Annotated in this window: 14 protein-coding genes; 5 read left to right on the top strand and 9 right to left on the bottom strand. The window is 63.8% G+C overall.

Annotated features, from left to right (window positions below):
- Positions 1 to 34 precede the first annotated feature (34 nt).
- From ACIQ17_RS04480 to ACIQ17_RS04465, 4 genes are read right to left on the bottom strand one after another with little or no spacing between them, the layout of a single operon-like run.
- Complete coding sequence (locus ACIQ17_RS04480) at positions 35 to 1,387, bottom strand: ATP-binding protein (RefSeq protein WP_398465824.1); 1,353 nt, start codon at positions 1,385 to 1,387, stop codon at positions 35 to 37.
- Positions 1,384 to 2,049, bottom strand: a complete 666-nt coding sequence (locus ACIQ17_RS04475) for a response regulator transcription factor (protein WP_398465822.1) — start codon at positions 2,047 to 2,049, stop codon at positions 1,384 to 1,386. The genes ACIQ17_RS04480 and ACIQ17_RS04475 overlap by 4 nt, the downstream gene beginning before the upstream one ends.
- 3 nt (positions 2,050 to 2,052) lie before the next feature.
- Complete coding sequence (locus tag ACIQ17_RS04470; RefSeq protein ID WP_398465820.1) at positions 2,053 to 2,406, bottom strand: PepSY domain-containing protein; 354 nt, start codon at positions 2,404 to 2,406, stop codon at positions 2,053 to 2,055.
- Between the two features lie 30 nt (positions 2,407 to 2,436).
- Positions 2,437 to 2,694, bottom strand: coding sequence for a hypothetical protein (locus tag ACIQ17_RS04465; RefSeq protein WP_398465818.1), 258 nt, complete (start codon positions 2,692 to 2,694; stop codon positions 2,437 to 2,439).
- Positions 2,695 to 2,829: 135 nt separating this feature from the next.
- On the opposite strand from ACIQ17_RS04465, the gene ACIQ17_RS04460 reads away from it, so the two are divergent.
- The 3 genes from ACIQ17_RS04460 to ACIQ17_RS04450 all read left to right on the top strand — a co-directional run bounded on the left by ACIQ17_RS04460 (position 2,830) and on the right by ACIQ17_RS04450 (position 4,713).
- On the top strand, positions 2,830 to 3,123 hold the full coding sequence (locus ACIQ17_RS04460) for a PepSY domain-containing protein (protein ID WP_398465816.1): 294 nt from the start codon (positions 2,830 to 2,832) through the stop codon (positions 3,121 to 3,123).
- A 186-nt stretch (positions 3,124 to 3,309) separates the two neighbouring features.
- Entirely contained in the window at positions 3,310 to 4,050 is a 741-nt protein-coding gene (locus ACIQ17_RS04455) for a rhomboid family intramembrane serine protease (protein ID WP_398465813.1), read from the top strand.
- Between the two features lie 234 nt (positions 4,051 to 4,284).
- On the top strand, positions 4,285 to 4,713 hold the full coding sequence (locus ACIQ17_RS04450; RefSeq protein WP_398465811.1) for a CBS domain-containing protein: 429 nt from the start codon (positions 4,285 to 4,287) through the stop codon (positions 4,711 to 4,713).
- 66 nt (positions 4,714 to 4,779) lie between these two features.
- On the opposite strand, the gene ACIQ17_RS04445 is transcribed toward ACIQ17_RS04450, so the two are convergent.
- Both ACIQ17_RS04445 and ACIQ17_RS04440 read right to left on the bottom strand, forming a co-directional pair.
- On the bottom strand, positions 4,780 to 7,173 hold the full coding sequence (locus ACIQ17_RS04445) for a membrane-bound PQQ-dependent dehydrogenase, glucose/quinate/shikimate family (protein ID WP_398465809.1): 2,394 nt from the start codon (positions 7,171 to 7,173) through the stop codon (positions 4,780 to 4,782).
- Positions 7,174 to 7,539: 366 nt separating this feature from the next.
- The gene (locus tag ACIQ17_RS04440; protein ID WP_398465807.1) at positions 7,540 to 8,604 is read right to left on the bottom strand and encodes a patatin-like phospholipase family protein; all 1,065 of its coding nucleotides are present in this window, start codon (positions 8,602 to 8,604) and stop codon (positions 7,540 to 7,542) included.
- A 238-nt stretch (positions 8,605 to 8,842) separates the two neighbouring features.
- Between ACIQ17_RS04440 and ACIQ17_RS04435 the strand changes: the two genes are divergently transcribed.
- Both ACIQ17_RS04435 and ACIQ17_RS04430 read left to right on the top strand, forming a co-directional pair.
- Positions 8,843 to 9,907 (top strand): hypothetical protein, encoded by a 1,065-nt coding sequence (locus ACIQ17_RS04435; protein WP_398465805.1) that lies wholly within the window; start codon positions 8,843 to 8,845, stop codon positions 9,905 to 9,907.
- Between the two features lie 202 nt (positions 9,908 to 10,109).
- Positions 10,110 to 12,596: a putative bifunctional diguanylate cyclase/phosphodiesterase gene (locus ACIQ17_RS04430; protein ID WP_398465803.1), complete on the top strand. Its 2,487-nt coding sequence runs from the start codon at positions 10,110 to 10,112 to the stop codon at positions 12,594 to 12,596.
- 9 nt (positions 12,597 to 12,605) lie between these two features.
- Here ACIQ17_RS04430 and ACIQ17_RS04425 read toward each other — a convergent pair whose 3' ends face one another.
- The 3 genes from ACIQ17_RS04425 to ACIQ17_RS04415 form a co-directional block, all read right to left on the bottom strand.
- Positions 12,606 to 13,172 (bottom strand): nitroreductase, encoded by a 567-nt coding sequence (locus tag ACIQ17_RS04425; protein ID WP_398465801.1) that lies wholly within the window; start codon positions 13,170 to 13,172, stop codon positions 12,606 to 12,608.
- 111 nt (positions 13,173 to 13,283) lie between these two features.
- Entirely contained in the window at positions 13,284 to 13,493 is a 210-nt protein-coding gene (locus ACIQ17_RS04420; RefSeq protein ID WP_398465799.1) for a hypothetical protein, read from the bottom strand.
- A 3-nt stretch (positions 13,494 to 13,496) separates the two neighbouring features.
- The coding region (locus tag ACIQ17_RS04415) for a His/Gly/Thr/Pro-type tRNA ligase C-terminal domain-containing protein (protein ID WP_398465798.1) at positions 13,497 to 13,777 on the bottom strand (281 nt) is incomplete at its 5' end.

The following is a 13,777-nucleotide window of genomic DNA, read 5'->3' as shown; positions in this document are numbered from 1 at the left end:
CCTTTCTCAGGGCTTTTTCTTTGCGCCAGCGCCGTCAGGTCGGTCTGGGCACGATCACGGCGACGCTGAGCCCGCCGAGCGAGGAGCGCTGGAGTTCGATCCGCCCCCGATAGGCTTCCGCCAGATCGCGGGTGATGGCGAGACCAAAGCCGGTGCCGGGCAGTGTCTCGTCCCAGCGCTGCCCACGACCGATGCCCTGCATCTGCTCGCTCTGCAGGCCAGGGCCGTCGTCCTCGACACGTAATACGGTTTCGTTTTCGCTTTGCGTCACGGTGAGGCGCACGCGCGTCGCCGCCCATTTGCGGGCATTGTCGAGCAGATTGGCCAGGATCTCGGTGAGATCGCCGTCATCGCCGGGGAAGCTGGCACCGGCGGCGATATCGCAGTCCCATTGCAGGCCGCGATCGTCGGGCAGCCGGCGCAGCGCGCGGACAATCTTGTCAGCCACCGGCGCGACGGGACTGGCGCCGCGGCTCAGAGCAGCCGAGACCCCGGCACGCGCCCGCGCCAGCACGCGATCCACCTGCTTGCTCATCAGCAGTGTCTGCTCATCGATGGGATCGGCAATGTCCTTGCGGTCATCGTGCCGCGCCTGCCTGGCGACCGCGCCGAGAATGGCCAGCGGCGTCTTCAAGCCGTGGGCGAGATCGGCAGCATGTGTCTTCGCGCGCTCCAGTGCAGCATCCTGAAATGCGATCAGGCGATTGAGATCGCTCACCACCGGCTGCACCTCGTCAGGAAAGCGGCCGTCGAGCACCCGGCTGCTGCCGGCATGAATGCGCCGCAGCCCGCGTCCCAATTCATCGAACGGGCGCAGCGCGAGACGGATGAAGATCGACATCGCGATGATCAGAATGAGGCCGAGCGCGCCGAGCGACAGCACCAGCAGTCTGAACAGATATTGCTGGGAGGCTGCGAGATCGGATCTGTCCAGTGCAGCAACGATCTGCAGGGGCGCATCCGTTCCTGCCGGTGTGGTTACCGCAATGGTCTGCACCACGGCCAGCAGCTTCGCGCGATCGGGACCCGCGAGATCAGTGGTCCAGCGTGCGTCGCCGTGTTGCGCTTCCGGAATGGTCAGCGAAAAGTCCCACAAGGAACGCGAGCGTGCGCGGTTCTCCCCATTGGCGATCTGCCAATAGAGGCCGCCATAAGGCTTGTCGAAACGTGGATCGGACATCGGCGCCTCAAGTGCAGGCATCCCGCTGGCGTCGATCTTCACCTGCGCTGCGAGTGACACCACGATCTGGCCGAGTTCGGCTGCGGCCCGGCGCTCGATTTCCTGATTGAAGATCGTGCGCAGGCCGAATGCCGCGAGGGCGAGCGCGATGGCGATGGCGATGGCCGCCGCACAACTGAGGCGGAAAGAGAGGGAGCGCGTGTTCACGATGGCGCTGCCGGAATGCAATAGCCGCGGCCGCGATGCGTCTCGATCAGCGGGAAACCGAGTTTCTTGCGCAATCGCGCCACGATGGCCTCGACGGCATTGATGTCGCGGTCCGTATCGCCGGAATGGATGTGTTCGAGCAATTCGCCTTGCGACATGGTGCGTCCGCGATGCAGCAAGAGATAAGCGAGCAGGCGATATTCCATGGCCGTCAGCGCGAGCGAACTGCCATCGATTGTCGCCGTCTGAGAACGCGTGTCGAGCTCGAGCGGACCGGCCTTGATCAGCGCAGACGCCTGGCCGGCGGCGCGACGCGTAATGGCGCGCAGGCGGGCCAGCAGTTCCTCCATCTGGAAGGGTTTTGCCAGGTAGTCATCGGCGCCGGCATCGATGCCTTCCACCTTGTCGCGCCAGCCATCGCGCGCGGTCAGCACCAGCACCGGCGTCGCTAGGCCGGCCTCGCGAAGACGCCGGAGCACCGAGAGACCATCGAGCCTGGGCAGGCCGAGATCGAGCACGATGGCATCGTAGTCTTCCGTTTCGCCCTTGAACCAGGCCTCATTGCCATCGGCGACGGTTTCCACGGCGTAGTTCGCGGCTTCCAGTCCGCGGCGAATATCTGCGGCGATCCGCGGTTCGTCCTCTACCACAAGAATACGCATGTCTCAGTCGATCTTGATGACCGCGAGGGTCTGCGCATTGATCTCGATCTCGCGCCGCTTCCCGGATGGCGTGAGCACCTTGATCTCATAGACCCAGATTCCATCGTCGCGCTCGAGTTCTACCTTGATGACTTCGCCGGGCAGTTTGTCGCGGGCGACCGCCAGCACATCGTTCAACGGGCGGATCTCGCCGCTCTTGAGGGCTTGCAACGCACAGTCCTGCTCGCGTTTGCAACTGGACTTGTCATCCTTTGCCCATGCAACGGGCTGCATCGTCGCACCGGCGGCGATCAGCATTGCAAACACAGCGCCGATCACAGCCATCTTGCGGGTGAGCGCATGGATCGAGAATCTCATCATAGGCTCCGGACGAAAACTTGCCGCGGCTCATTTCGCCAGCGCGGCTTGCGCAATGCGCGTCGTTGATTTGTCGAACGGCTCGTCATCGGTCTCGCCAGCGGGTTTGCTGCTCGGCTCACCCGCGGGCCGGCGGCGGTTGACGGTAGCGTGGCCTCCGCCCGCGGGTGCCGTCAAGCCTGCGACCACGCAGACAATGAGGAGCAAGACAGCGAAAGTATCGGCGCGCAGTTCAAGGGCGGCCATCGCGGGCAATGTGATGATCAACAGGAACAGGGCTGGCAACATGGGGCACTCCGTCGGTTGGAATTTGCCCGAACCTAGCGATGTCCCGCTGACGGCTTCCTGACAGCCGATGTCAGGAAAGCGGTGGCGCCCGTATGGCATCACTCCCTCATTGATCGATCTGAAAGGAGATCCGCCATGAAATACCCGACCATCGCCCTGATCGCTGCCTCGCTCTGTCTGGCCACGGCTGCACGCGCCGATGATGTTGCCTGCACCTCCGGCACGGCCGGGCAGGACATGTCGATCGACAAGGCGATCGAGAAAGCCGAGGCGCTGGGCTATGCGGTCAAGAAAGCCAAGCGCAGCAAGGGATGCTGGGAGGTCGAAGGCTTCGACCGCAATGGTGCTGAAATCGAGATTCGCATCGACCCTTCGTCCGGGGAGGTCGTCAAGCCGGGCAACTGGCGCGCAGGCAAGTCCGCGGGTTAGTCGGCGGCTGGCACGCCAAGGATGGGCCGGCGGTGCGTGACCGCGCCTCTGGCCCATCCCGCGATGGATGTTGATACCCATCTTGCATCGCGGCACAAAACCCGCCTATCTGGCGCATCGCTCGCCAGAGCCGTTACAGACCGTGCCGCCTTGGACCCATCGGAAAATCCCCCGCGCGAACCGCTATTGACCCTGCCGGGCGCGCTGACGGCCTATATCGGGCTGCTCGCGGTCATCCATGTCGTCCGCGTCCTGCTGCCGGTGGATCTGGAATACTGGACCATCGAGCTGTTCGGCTTCATCCCCAAGCGCTACGACCAGACACTGCTGTCGATGCCGTTTCCGGGCGGAACGGGCGCCGAGATCTGGACTTTTGTCACTTACTCGCTGCTGCACGCCAATCTGAGCCATATCGGCTTCAACATTCTCTGGCTGCTGCCATTCGGCAGCGCGCTGGCGCGGCGGTTCGGCGCGGTCCGCTTCTTCCTGTTCATGGCGGTCACGGCGATTGCCGGCGCGGCTGCGCATCTGGTCACCCATGAGCACGAGCTCGCGCCGATGATCGGCGCATCGGCCTCGGTGTCCGGCGCAATGGCAGCGGCGATCCGCTTTGCGTTTGTGCGCGGCAGTTTCCTGTCCTTCAATCGCGGTGATGCCGATGCAGCCGCGCGGGTGCCGGCGCAGCCCCTGTTCCGTGCCTTGCGCGATCCGCGGGTGATCGGTTTTCTCGCCGTCTGGTTCGGCGTCAACATCATCTTCGGCATGGGCTCGATCGCCGTCGGCAGCGAAGGCGCAACGGTGGCCTGGCAGGCGCATATCGGCGGCTTTCTCGCCGGCTTGTTGCTGTTCTCGGTGTTCGACCCCATCCCGCGCGTGCAGCGCACACATTCCGAGCCATCCTCATCGGACATGCCGGACCTGCACTGAGCGCGCGCCCACACCTTGCGGGTGCAGCGCACATCCCCCATCATTACAAATCAGACAGGTGACTCACGCCGGCAGGTTCGGCTTACGAGGCCGAATCCGTTCTGCATGAGCGGTGGTTGGGCTCGATCACTCCTACCTCAAGACCATCGGGCGCCGCCTCCGTATCCGCTTGTTTGGAACAAGAAGGAACGACCGCGCTCGTCGCAGGAGCCTGGTCAGTGAGGAGGCGACAAAATGTTGGTTAGTGCAATTCTCGACGGCAAGGGCCATCACGTGGAAAGCGTCGCGCCGAGCGACAAGGTGTCGTCGGTCGTCAAACTATTGGCGGAGCGCAAGATCGGCGTCGTGCTGGTGATGACCAAGCAGCAGATCGACGGCATCTTTTCTGAGCGCGACATCGTGCGCGTGATCGCCGAACGCGGCGCAGCCGCGCTGGATGAAGACGTCGGCGCGGTCATGACGCGCAAGGTCGTGACCTGCTCGCCGTCCGATACGGTGGGCTGGATCATGGAACGCATGACCAATGGCAAATTCAGGCATCTGCCGGTGCTCGACAATGGCCGGGTGGTCGGCCTGATCTCGATCGGTGACGTCGTCAAGTCGCGCGTCAGCGAATATGAGACCGAGCAGGAGGCGCTCCGCGATTACATCGCGACCGCCTGATCGGCAAGACACAACGAAAAAAAGGCCGGGCATGATGCCCGGCCTTTCTCTTCTCACGACGTGCGCTTAGTCGCCGAGCGTATAGGCGACCACATAGTCACCACGATCGGTCGATTGCCGTGCACCGCCAGCGGTGATGAGTACATATTGCTTGCCCGTCGCCGGTGACTTGTAGCTGATCGGCGTCGCCTGGCTGCCGACCGGCAGGCGGCCCTTCCAGAGCTCCTTGCCGGTCGCGCTGTCGATGGCGCGCAGATAGTAGTCGAGGGTGGCAGCGAAGAAGACGAGGCCACCCTGGGTGGCCATCGAGCCGCCGATGGTCGGCATGCCGATCGGCACTGGAAGTCCCATCTTCATGCCGAGCGGGCCGGTGTCCTGCACCGTGCCCATCGGCTTCTGCCATGCGATCTTCTGTGTCTTCAGATCCACCGCCGTCATGGTGCCGAAAGGCGGCTTCTGGCAGGGCACCTTCAGCACCGAGAGGAAGCGGTCCTTCATGATCCAGTAGGGCGCACCCGTCATCGGCACGGCACCCTTCAGGATCTGCTCGCCTTCCTTGCGCTCGAAGGCGCGCTGCCACAGGCCGAGCCGCATGTCGTTCAGGAACAGCGTGTTGCTGGTCGGATCGACGGAGATGCTGCCCCAGTTCAGGCCACCCAGCGAGCCGGGATACTGAAGCTGCCACTGGTCCGCGGCCGGTGGATCGAACAGGCCGATATGCCGGTAGCCCTTGAACTCGATACGGCACAGCAACTGGTCGAATGGCGTGACGCCCCACATGTCGGCTTCCGTCAGCGTCGTGCGGCCGATTTCCGGCATGCCGGTGGAGAGCGGCTGGGTCGGTGCGTAACGCTCGCCCTTCAGATTGCCTGCAGGGACGGGCACTTCCTCGACCTTGGTCAGCGGCTTGCCCGTGGCACGGTCCAGCACGAAGATCTGGCCATGCTTGACGCCGAACACGACGGCCGGCGTCTTGCTGCCATCGGCATTGGGGAAGTCCGTCAGCGTCGGTTGCATCGGAACGTCGAAGTCCCAGAGGTCGTGATGGACGCTCTGGAACGACCAGCGCACGTCGCCCGTGGCTGCATCGAGGGCGACGACGGAGGAGGCGTATTTCTCCATCTCCGGCGTGCGATTGCCGCCCCACAGGTCCGGCGACGCATTGCCCATCGGCACGAACACCAGATTGAGCTTCGGGTCGTAGGACATCGGCGCCCACGAATTCGGCGAGCCGCGGGTATAGCTCTGACCGTCGGTCGGTGCGCCCTTGATCGCGGGATTGCCGGCGTCGAATGCCCAGCGCTGCTTACCAGTCACCACGTCATACGCACGAATGACGCCCGAGGGGACGTCGACATTGAAGTTGTCGGTGACGAAGCCGCCGAGCACGAGCACATCGCCCGCAAGCGTCGGAGCCGAGGTGACCTTGTAGACGCCGGTCGGCGCCTTGCCGAGACCATCCAGCAGGTTGACCTTGCCGTTGTCGCCGAAGCCCGGGCAGAACGCGCCGGTATCGGCATCGACGGCGATCAGCTGACCCGTCACCGAATTGGTGAAGACGCGTCGCGTGCAGACTGTACCGGATGCGTCAGCAGCCTGGGTGAGGCTGGCGGACTGGCCGCGATTGGCATCCTTGCCGCTCAGGTCGATGTAAGCGAGACCGCGGCAACGCATCCAGCGGGTGTGACGCGCATTGATGACCGTACGCCACTTCTCTTTGCCGCTATCGGCATCGAGAGCGATGATGTTGTTGTGCGGCGTGCAGAGATAGACGGTGCTGCCGATCTGCATCGGCGTCTGCTGGTCCTCCGAACCGAGGCCAGCCGCATCATTGTCCGCGATATCGCCGGTGCGGAACGTCCAGGCGACCTTCAGCTTGTTGACATTGCTGCGATTGATCTGGTCGAGCGCAGCGAAACGTTCGCCGCCGGGATTGTTGCCCCAGTTGTCCCAGTTCTTCTGCTCGGTATCGGCGGCGACAGGGACTTTACCGGTACCTGCGGAGGTGAAAGTCTCGGTGCGATCGACAAACATTCCGCCGATCGACGCGACCATCAGCACCAGCAGAACGCCGGCAGCGGTCATGCTCTTGCCCGTTGCGCGCGGCAGGCCGGCGCGGGCGCGGATCAGCGGCGTCACCAAAGCGAGTGCGAAAGCAGCAGCGAGGAAGATGAAGAGGCGCGCGAACAGCGGCCAGAATTCGAAGCCGCTTTCCCAGATGGCCCAGATGGCGGTGGCCGCGAAGAGCGCTGCATAAAGAGGCAGCACAAAAAGCCTGCCCAGAGCGAGGCCCGCACCGACGGCTCCCAGAGCCAAGCCTGCCAGTAGATAGTACCAGCTACCGCCGCGTCCGATCAGAACGACGCCGCCCCAGATAAACGCAGCGCTGGCGGCGACAAACAACAACCCCAGGAGGATGAGCAAAGCCTTGCTCGCCCAGCCGATAGTAACTTCCTTCACTCTCAAAGCTCCAAACGTGTAACGTCATTGAAGCGCTCGCCATCGAACCAGATTGTCGTTGAATGTCCGATTGCGTGCGCATGGCACACGTTTCCCCCCCCCGCGCGCTGTGGAACACATCGGCAATTGATTTGATAGGTCTCGAGGCCCGCGTTTCGGAAGAGCGGGCATATCGAAATCACGATAGATGTCGGGGGCGAACAACACCTTCAGCGTGCCGTTCTGTTTTCGCGGGCGAGGCCTTACGCGCGAATCCGTCGGCATTTTGCGCGTGTGGATGTCGTCGATCGGCACAGCGGCCGGTGCGCGACAGCTCTCGCGATCGTCAGGCGGCGCGCGCCGGCTGGGGATATTCTAAACCGCGGATCAACCTTCCGAGGCGGCCGGCTTCTTCTGCTCCACCGCAGGTGCAGGCGACCGGGCGGCTTCGGGCACCAGCATCTCGATGGCTTCCTGAATGCCCTCGATGGCGCGTTCGGTGGCGCGCGAGCCGTGCTTGATCATGTCGTCGGCGCGATGGAAGTCGAACAGACCAAACTGGCCGACGCGCGGCGCGATGTGCATGTCCGGCGGGTCGCCGGCGAGGCGGGCGCGGGTGATGCGGTCCTGCATGATGTTGAAGGCGTCGATCATCACGGTTGAGATTCCCGGCCGCTCGCTGCTGCCGAAGAATTCGCGCTTCACGGTGCGCTCGGCCGAGAAGAAGCTTGTGAAGCCGCGCTTCGGCTTGGCCGGCTCTTCCGCTGCCACGGGCGGCTCGACGGGAGCCGGGCCGCTGCCGTGATCGAAGATGGTGATCGAATGGCCGAAGACGTCGTTGCTGAGATTGACGGCAATGACGATCTCGGCGCCCAGCGCGCGGGCGGCAGAGACTGGAACCGGGTTGACCAGCGCGCCATCCACCAGCCAGCGGTCGCCGACCAGAATTGGCGAGAAGATGCCGGGCAGGGCATAGGACGCGCGCATGGCATCCACGACGCGGCCGTGGGTTAGCCAGATTTCATGACCGGTGCGGACTTCGGTGGCCACGGTGGCGAATTTGACCGGCAGGTCCTCGATCAGCTGCGCGCCAATGGAGGCTTCGAGCTGGGCCGCCAGCTTGTTGCCACCGATCAGGCCGGAACCGTTGAGGCGGATATCGAGATAGCCGAAAATGTTGCGTGGTTGCAGTCCGCGCGCCCACTCCTCGAATGTATCGAGATGGCCGGTGGCATAGCAGCCGCCGACCACGGCGCCGATGGAGGTGCCGACCACCACATTGGGAACGATGCCATTGGCCAACAATGTGCGCAGCACGCCGATATGCGCGAATCCGCGCGCAGCACCACCGCCCAGCGCCAGGCCGACGACCGGACGGCGAACGCTGCCTAGGCCGGGTTTGTCGCGGCCGTTTGCGCCGTTCTGGCTGCGCCCCATCAATAACTCCAGCAAACGAAACTCCCAACGCTGCCGGCTACCTTAGGCGCAGCAACGCCATCATGCCAGACGATCGATTATTCATCATTTACACGGTCTATCCGACAGTTAGGCATCGAATATGACTGCATATCGACGCCCAAAAGACTATTCACCGGGAGCCTTTCACGAGGCTGTGGGCGGGCTGGCGCGGAAGGTCGCGGTACCGCCGTCAAGGCTTGAATTTGCCGCGTTTTCGTTGAAAAGCATGCCGATGACGACGCAGGGCCCTGATTTGCAAACATCCGGCCGGAGCGGGCGGCTGGCCGTGGCGCTGGCTCTCGCGCTGACGCACGCCGCTGTGCTGCCGCAACCCGCCGCGGCGCAGTTCTTCAGCGACCGACCGGCGCCGGTTCCCCCCGCCAATATCCCCGACATCCCGTCCGGCCCGGCCATCAGTCTGGCGCCGCCCTCCGGGCCGGCCGCGGCACCCGCGCTGCCAGCGCCGCTGCTGCAGCCGCCCGTGGCCAATGTGCCGCTGCAGACGCCGCCGCAGGTCCAGGCCAGCCCCGCCGCGCCCGCACAGGGCGCGCTGGCCCTGAGCGCGCGTTACGGCAAGGATCTGCCGCCCATCAATGGCGGGCTGGTGTGGCGCGTTTATTCCGACCGTCCGGACGAAACCGGGGCCTTCAAACTGCTGCGCGAGGACCGGACGGCCACGCCGAACATCCCGCTGCCGCCCGGCAGCTATGTAGTGCATGTCGCGCTCGGTCTCGTCAGCGCCGTCAGGCCGGTGACCATCAAGTCCGACGTCGATCGCGAGGCGTTTCTGCTTCCGGCCGGCGGTCTGCGGATCGAGGGGCGTGTCGGCACCAGCAAGATTGCGCCCAATCAGATTTCCTTCGGCATCTACAAGGGCAGCCAGTTCGACGGCGGCGAGCGGACGCCGCTGCTGCCGAGCGTGGCCGCCGGCGATGTGGTGATGCTGCAGGAAGGGACCTACTACATCATCTCGAACTACGGCGACGCCAATTCGGTAGTGCGCTCCGACATTCGCGTGCAGGCCAGCAAGCTCACCGACGTGACGATTACGCATCGTGCCGCCGTCATCACCATGAAGCTCGTGGGTGACAAGGGCGGCGAGGCGCTTGCCAACACCGCGTGGTCGGTAATCACGCCGGCCGGTGACGTCATCAAGGAATCCATCGGCGCCTTCCCGAAGGTGACGCTGGCCGAAGGCGAGTACCGCGCCATTGCCAAGAACGAAGGCAAGGTGTTCGAGAAGGCATTCAACGTCGTCAACGGCGTCGATGGTGAAATCGAGGTCGTCGCGCGTTAGTTGCGACGATACCTGCACATTCGCATCGAATGCGAATGAAATGTCATGCCCTTGTCATTGTTCTGAATCGCCAACTAACCATCGCGCGCGAATGCGTTGTGGCATGACGACGTAGCGTGCCCTGGCCGCGAAACATTTACACGGCATTAAGCGGCGCAGCCTGAATAGCGGAGACCGGTACAAGTTTTCGCAAGGATGCGTCGTGATCGCGGCCAAAAAACTCTCCGCCCATGCGGACGCCAAAGTGTTCGACGACATCCCTGCGCTTCAGCGCAAGTGGCAGGCGGCGGTGCGGCCGGGGCAGGTCCTTCCCGGTTATGAAGAGGTGATGCTCGGCAGTCTGGGGCGCATGGCCGATCACATCGTGCTGCTGAAATCCCGCGAGGACAGTTACGAGGTGTCGCGCAGCGGGCGCTATGTGCAGCAGTGGCTTGGCGACGAACGCTGGGACATTCCGCTCGACGTGGTGCCGCCGGATTGCGCAAGGGCGCTGACCGAGGCTGCCAATTGCGCGCTGCAGACCGGACGACCGCATCTGGCCGCTGCGCATTGCGTGCGCGACGGTCTGGTGCAGACCTACGACATCCTGGCACTGCCGACGGCATCGCGCTGGGGCGTCAAGCTGGTGGGCGCCTATATCAACGAGCAGGGGCCACGCTACAATCTCGTGGACGCCATCTTCTCGTCCACCGATGAAGGGATCGTCTCGCTTGCCGCGATCCGCGATGCGGCGAACCGTGCCTTCGACTTCCAGATCGTGCATCACAATCAGGGCGCAGCCCGACTTCTGAAAGTCGCGGTCCCCGATCTGCAATGGCGACGTCTGAGCGAAGGCGGACACGCGCTGTGCCAGCCGGATGTCACACGCTGGCTGATGTCGATGATCGCCGACAAGGCGAGCGGGTCACAGGCGAGCGGCCGCCTCGAGATCGACAGCGATGACCGCAATCTGCGTCTGACTGCAACGGCTTTCGGTGATCTCGTCTCGCTGACCGTTTCCGACATCACCGAGATCAAGCGGCGCGATGCTTCGTTCCGCCTGCTGTTCGACGGCAATCCGATGCCCATGTGGGTATTCGAGGCCGAGACGATGCGCTTTCTCAGCGTCAACGACGCTGCAGTGGCGCATTACGGCTACGAGCGCGAGGCCTTCGAGCGCATGGAGCTCCGGAACATCTGGCCGCGTGATGAATGGGAGGCGCATACGCGCGCGCTGACCCAGCTCGGCGACAGCTATCAATCCGATCGCAACTGGCGCCACATCAAGGCGGACGGCACCGAAATCCAGGTCCTGACCTACGGCCGCCGCGTGGCTTTCGATGGCTGTGACGGCTTTCTCGTCGCCATCGTCGACATCACGGAACGCCGCAAGGCCGAAGCACGCGTCGCCCATATGGCGCATCACGACGCGCTCACCGATCTGCCGAACCGCGTCTTCTACCAGGAACGTCTCGCGCAGGCGCTCGATCACAACGATCCCGACCGACATGTTGCGGTGCTGTGTATCGACCTCGACCTGTTCAAGAACGTCAATGACTCATTCGGGCATCCCACAGGCGATCGTCTGCTCAAGCAGGTCGCCGAACGGATGCGCGGCGAGGTCCGTGGCAATAATCTTGTGGCCCGTCTGGGTGGCGACGAATTTGCCGTCGTGCTGACCTCGGACGTCACGCTGAACGACGTCAACGAATTTGCCGCGCGCCTGATCGAGGTGGTCAGCGCGCCCTATGACATGGGCGATGATCTTGAAGTCGTCATCGGCGCCAGCGTCGGCATTGCGTTGTCACCGGGAGACGGCACCACCAGCGAAGAGCTGATGCGCAATGCCGATATGGCGCTGTATCGCGCCAAGGCCGAAGGCGGCGGCGTGCATCATTTCTTCGAACGCGAGATGGACCGCCAGGCGCAGAAGCGCCGCGACATGGAGCTCGATCTACGCAGCGCCTATACGGACGGCGAGTTCGAATTGCATTATCAGCCGCTGGTCGACATCGCCGCGGATCGCATCGTCGGCTTCGAGGCATTGCTCCGCTGGAAGCATCCCGAGAAGGGGATGATCTCGCCGGGCGATTTCATCCCGGTCGCCGAGGATATTGGACTGATCGTGGCACTCGGCGAATGGGTGCTGCGCACCGCCTGCGCCGAAGCGGCGAAATGGCCGGATGACGTGAAGGTCGCCGTCAATCTGTCACCGGTCCAGTTCCGTAGCCGCAATCTCGTGCAGGTCGTGGTCGCTGCGCTGGCCTATTCCGGCCTGTCGCCGCATCGGCTCGAACTCGAAATCACCGAAAGCGTCTTCCTCGCCGAGACCGAAGCCAATATCGCCACGCTGCATCAGCTGCGCGCGCTCGGTGTCCGCATCTCGATGGACGATTTCGGCACCGGCTATTCCTCGCTGAGCTATCTGCGCAGCTTCCCGTTCGACAAGATCAAGATCGACCGGTCCTTCGTGAAGGATCTGGTCGAGCGGCCGGACTGCATGGCGATCGTGCGGGCGATCTCGGGTCTTGGTCGCAGCCTGAATATCACGACCACGGCCGAAGGCGTCGAGACGATGGAGCAGCTGGAGCGATTGCGCGCCGAAGGCTGCAACGAGGTGCAGGGCTATCTGTTCAGCGCAGCGAAGCCGGTGGGCGAGCTCGACGCGCTGCTGCAGAAATTCGGCTGCTGCGCGACGCAGGCCGCGTAAGAGGGCGGCCTAGAATCGCGTCACCAGGTCCTTCAGCTCCGGCCGCGGCCGATCCTCGATCACGCGGTCCGGCTTGCCGCCGACATGGATGAAGCCGGCGAGCTTTTCCTCGGCGGTGAGACCGAGCCCCGTCAGCACGTCGCGATCGAAGGCGTACCAGCCGGTCAGCCAGTTGGCGCCATAGCCGAGCGCCGTGGCTGCAGCCACGATATTCATGCAGCTCGCCCCTGCCGACAGTTCCTGCTCCCAGGCCGGCACCTTCGGATGCTGCTTGAGCGAGGACACGACGGCGATCACCAGCGGTGCTTCGGTGAGGCGCTGTTTCTCCGCCTCGATGGTCTCATGCGGGGCATCGGGATTCTTGCGCGCGAACACAGTGGCGATCACATTGCCGGCGCGCTTGCGGCCGTCGCCCTCGAACACGATGAAACGCCACGGCGCCAGCTTGCCATGATCCGGCACTCGTGCGCCGATGGTCAGGATGGTTTCAAGTTCGGCGGAGGAGGGGCCCTTGCCCGACATTTCGCGGGGCTTGACGGAACGGCGGGACTTCAGAAATTCGATCGTGTCGGTCACGGGCAATGTCTCGCAATTGGAGAGGCGGTTGATGGATCGCTTACCACGCACAAAGGCCCGCGTTGAGGCGGGCCTTTGTCTTTTAGACGGATTGTGATCGCCATCCGGGTATCAGCTGGCGGTCTTGTGCTCCGGCATCTTGGCGGCGCGATCGAGCAGATCGCGGCCAAGATCTTCCAGCACCGCACGCGAGGCCAGATAGAGGCTGTGGCCGAGTTCTGTCTCGAGCGCCAGCGCCACAACATCCGGACGGTTGGGGTCCGGAATCAGCTGGTAGGACCGCAGCGGATAGGCCTCGATCTCGATTTCGTCGTCGCTCATGGCTCAGCTCGCTTTGGCGCGTTTAACGTCGGGCGGGGTCGCCTCGTCCACCAACGCCGCGATCGCTTCCTCGGTGGACATCACCTTCTGCCCTTCGCTGCCAAGGCGGCGGACCGAGACTGAATGGCTCTCGGCTTCCTTCTTGCCGACCACGAGCAATGCCGGGATCTTGGCCAGCGAGTGCTCGCGGACCTTGTAGTTGATCTTCTCGTTGCGCAGGTCGATCTCCACGCGGAGACCGGCCTTGCGGGCGGCCGCGGCGACCACCTTGGCATATTCGTCGC

Source organism: Tardiphaga sp. (genome assembly GCF_044340795.1).
Classification (GTDB): Bacteria; Pseudomonadota; Alphaproteobacteria; order Rhizobiales; family Xanthobacteraceae; genus Tardiphaga.
The sequence above is the reverse complement of the archived record's forward strand: the minus strand, read 5'-3'. Positions and strand labels throughout refer to the sequence as shown.

What these genes read in the sequence shown, in the direction of transcription:
- ACIQ17_RS04475 (WP_398465822.1), bottom strand. Translation starts at nt 2,049, where the DNA reads ATGCGTATTCTTGTGGTAGAGGACGAACCGCGGATCGCCGCAGATATT.
- ACIQ17_RS04470 (WP_398465820.1), bottom strand. Translation starts at nt 2,406, where the DNA reads ATGAGATTCTCGATCCATGCGCTCACCCGCAAGATGGCTGTGATCGGC.
- ACIQ17_RS04435 (WP_398465805.1), top strand. Translation starts at nt 8,843, where the DNA reads ATGACGACGCAGGGCCCTGATTTGCAAACATCCGGCCGGAGCGGGCGG.
- ACIQ17_RS04420 (WP_398465799.1), bottom strand. Translation starts at nt 13,493, where the DNA reads ATGAGCGACGACGAAATCGAGATCGAGGCCTATCCGCTGCGGTCCTAC.
- ACIQ17_RS04465 (WP_398465818.1), bottom strand. Translation starts at nt 2,694, where the DNA reads ATGTTGCCAGCCCTGTTCCTGTTGATCATCACATTGCCCGCGATGGCC.
- ACIQ17_RS04460 (WP_398465816.1), top strand. Translation starts at nt 2,830, where the DNA reads ATGAAATACCCGACCATCGCCCTGATCGCTGCCTCGCTCTGTCTGGCC.
- ACIQ17_RS04450 (WP_398465811.1), top strand. Translation starts at nt 4,285, where the DNA reads ATGTTGGTTAGTGCAATTCTCGACGGCAAGGGCCATCACGTGGAAAGC.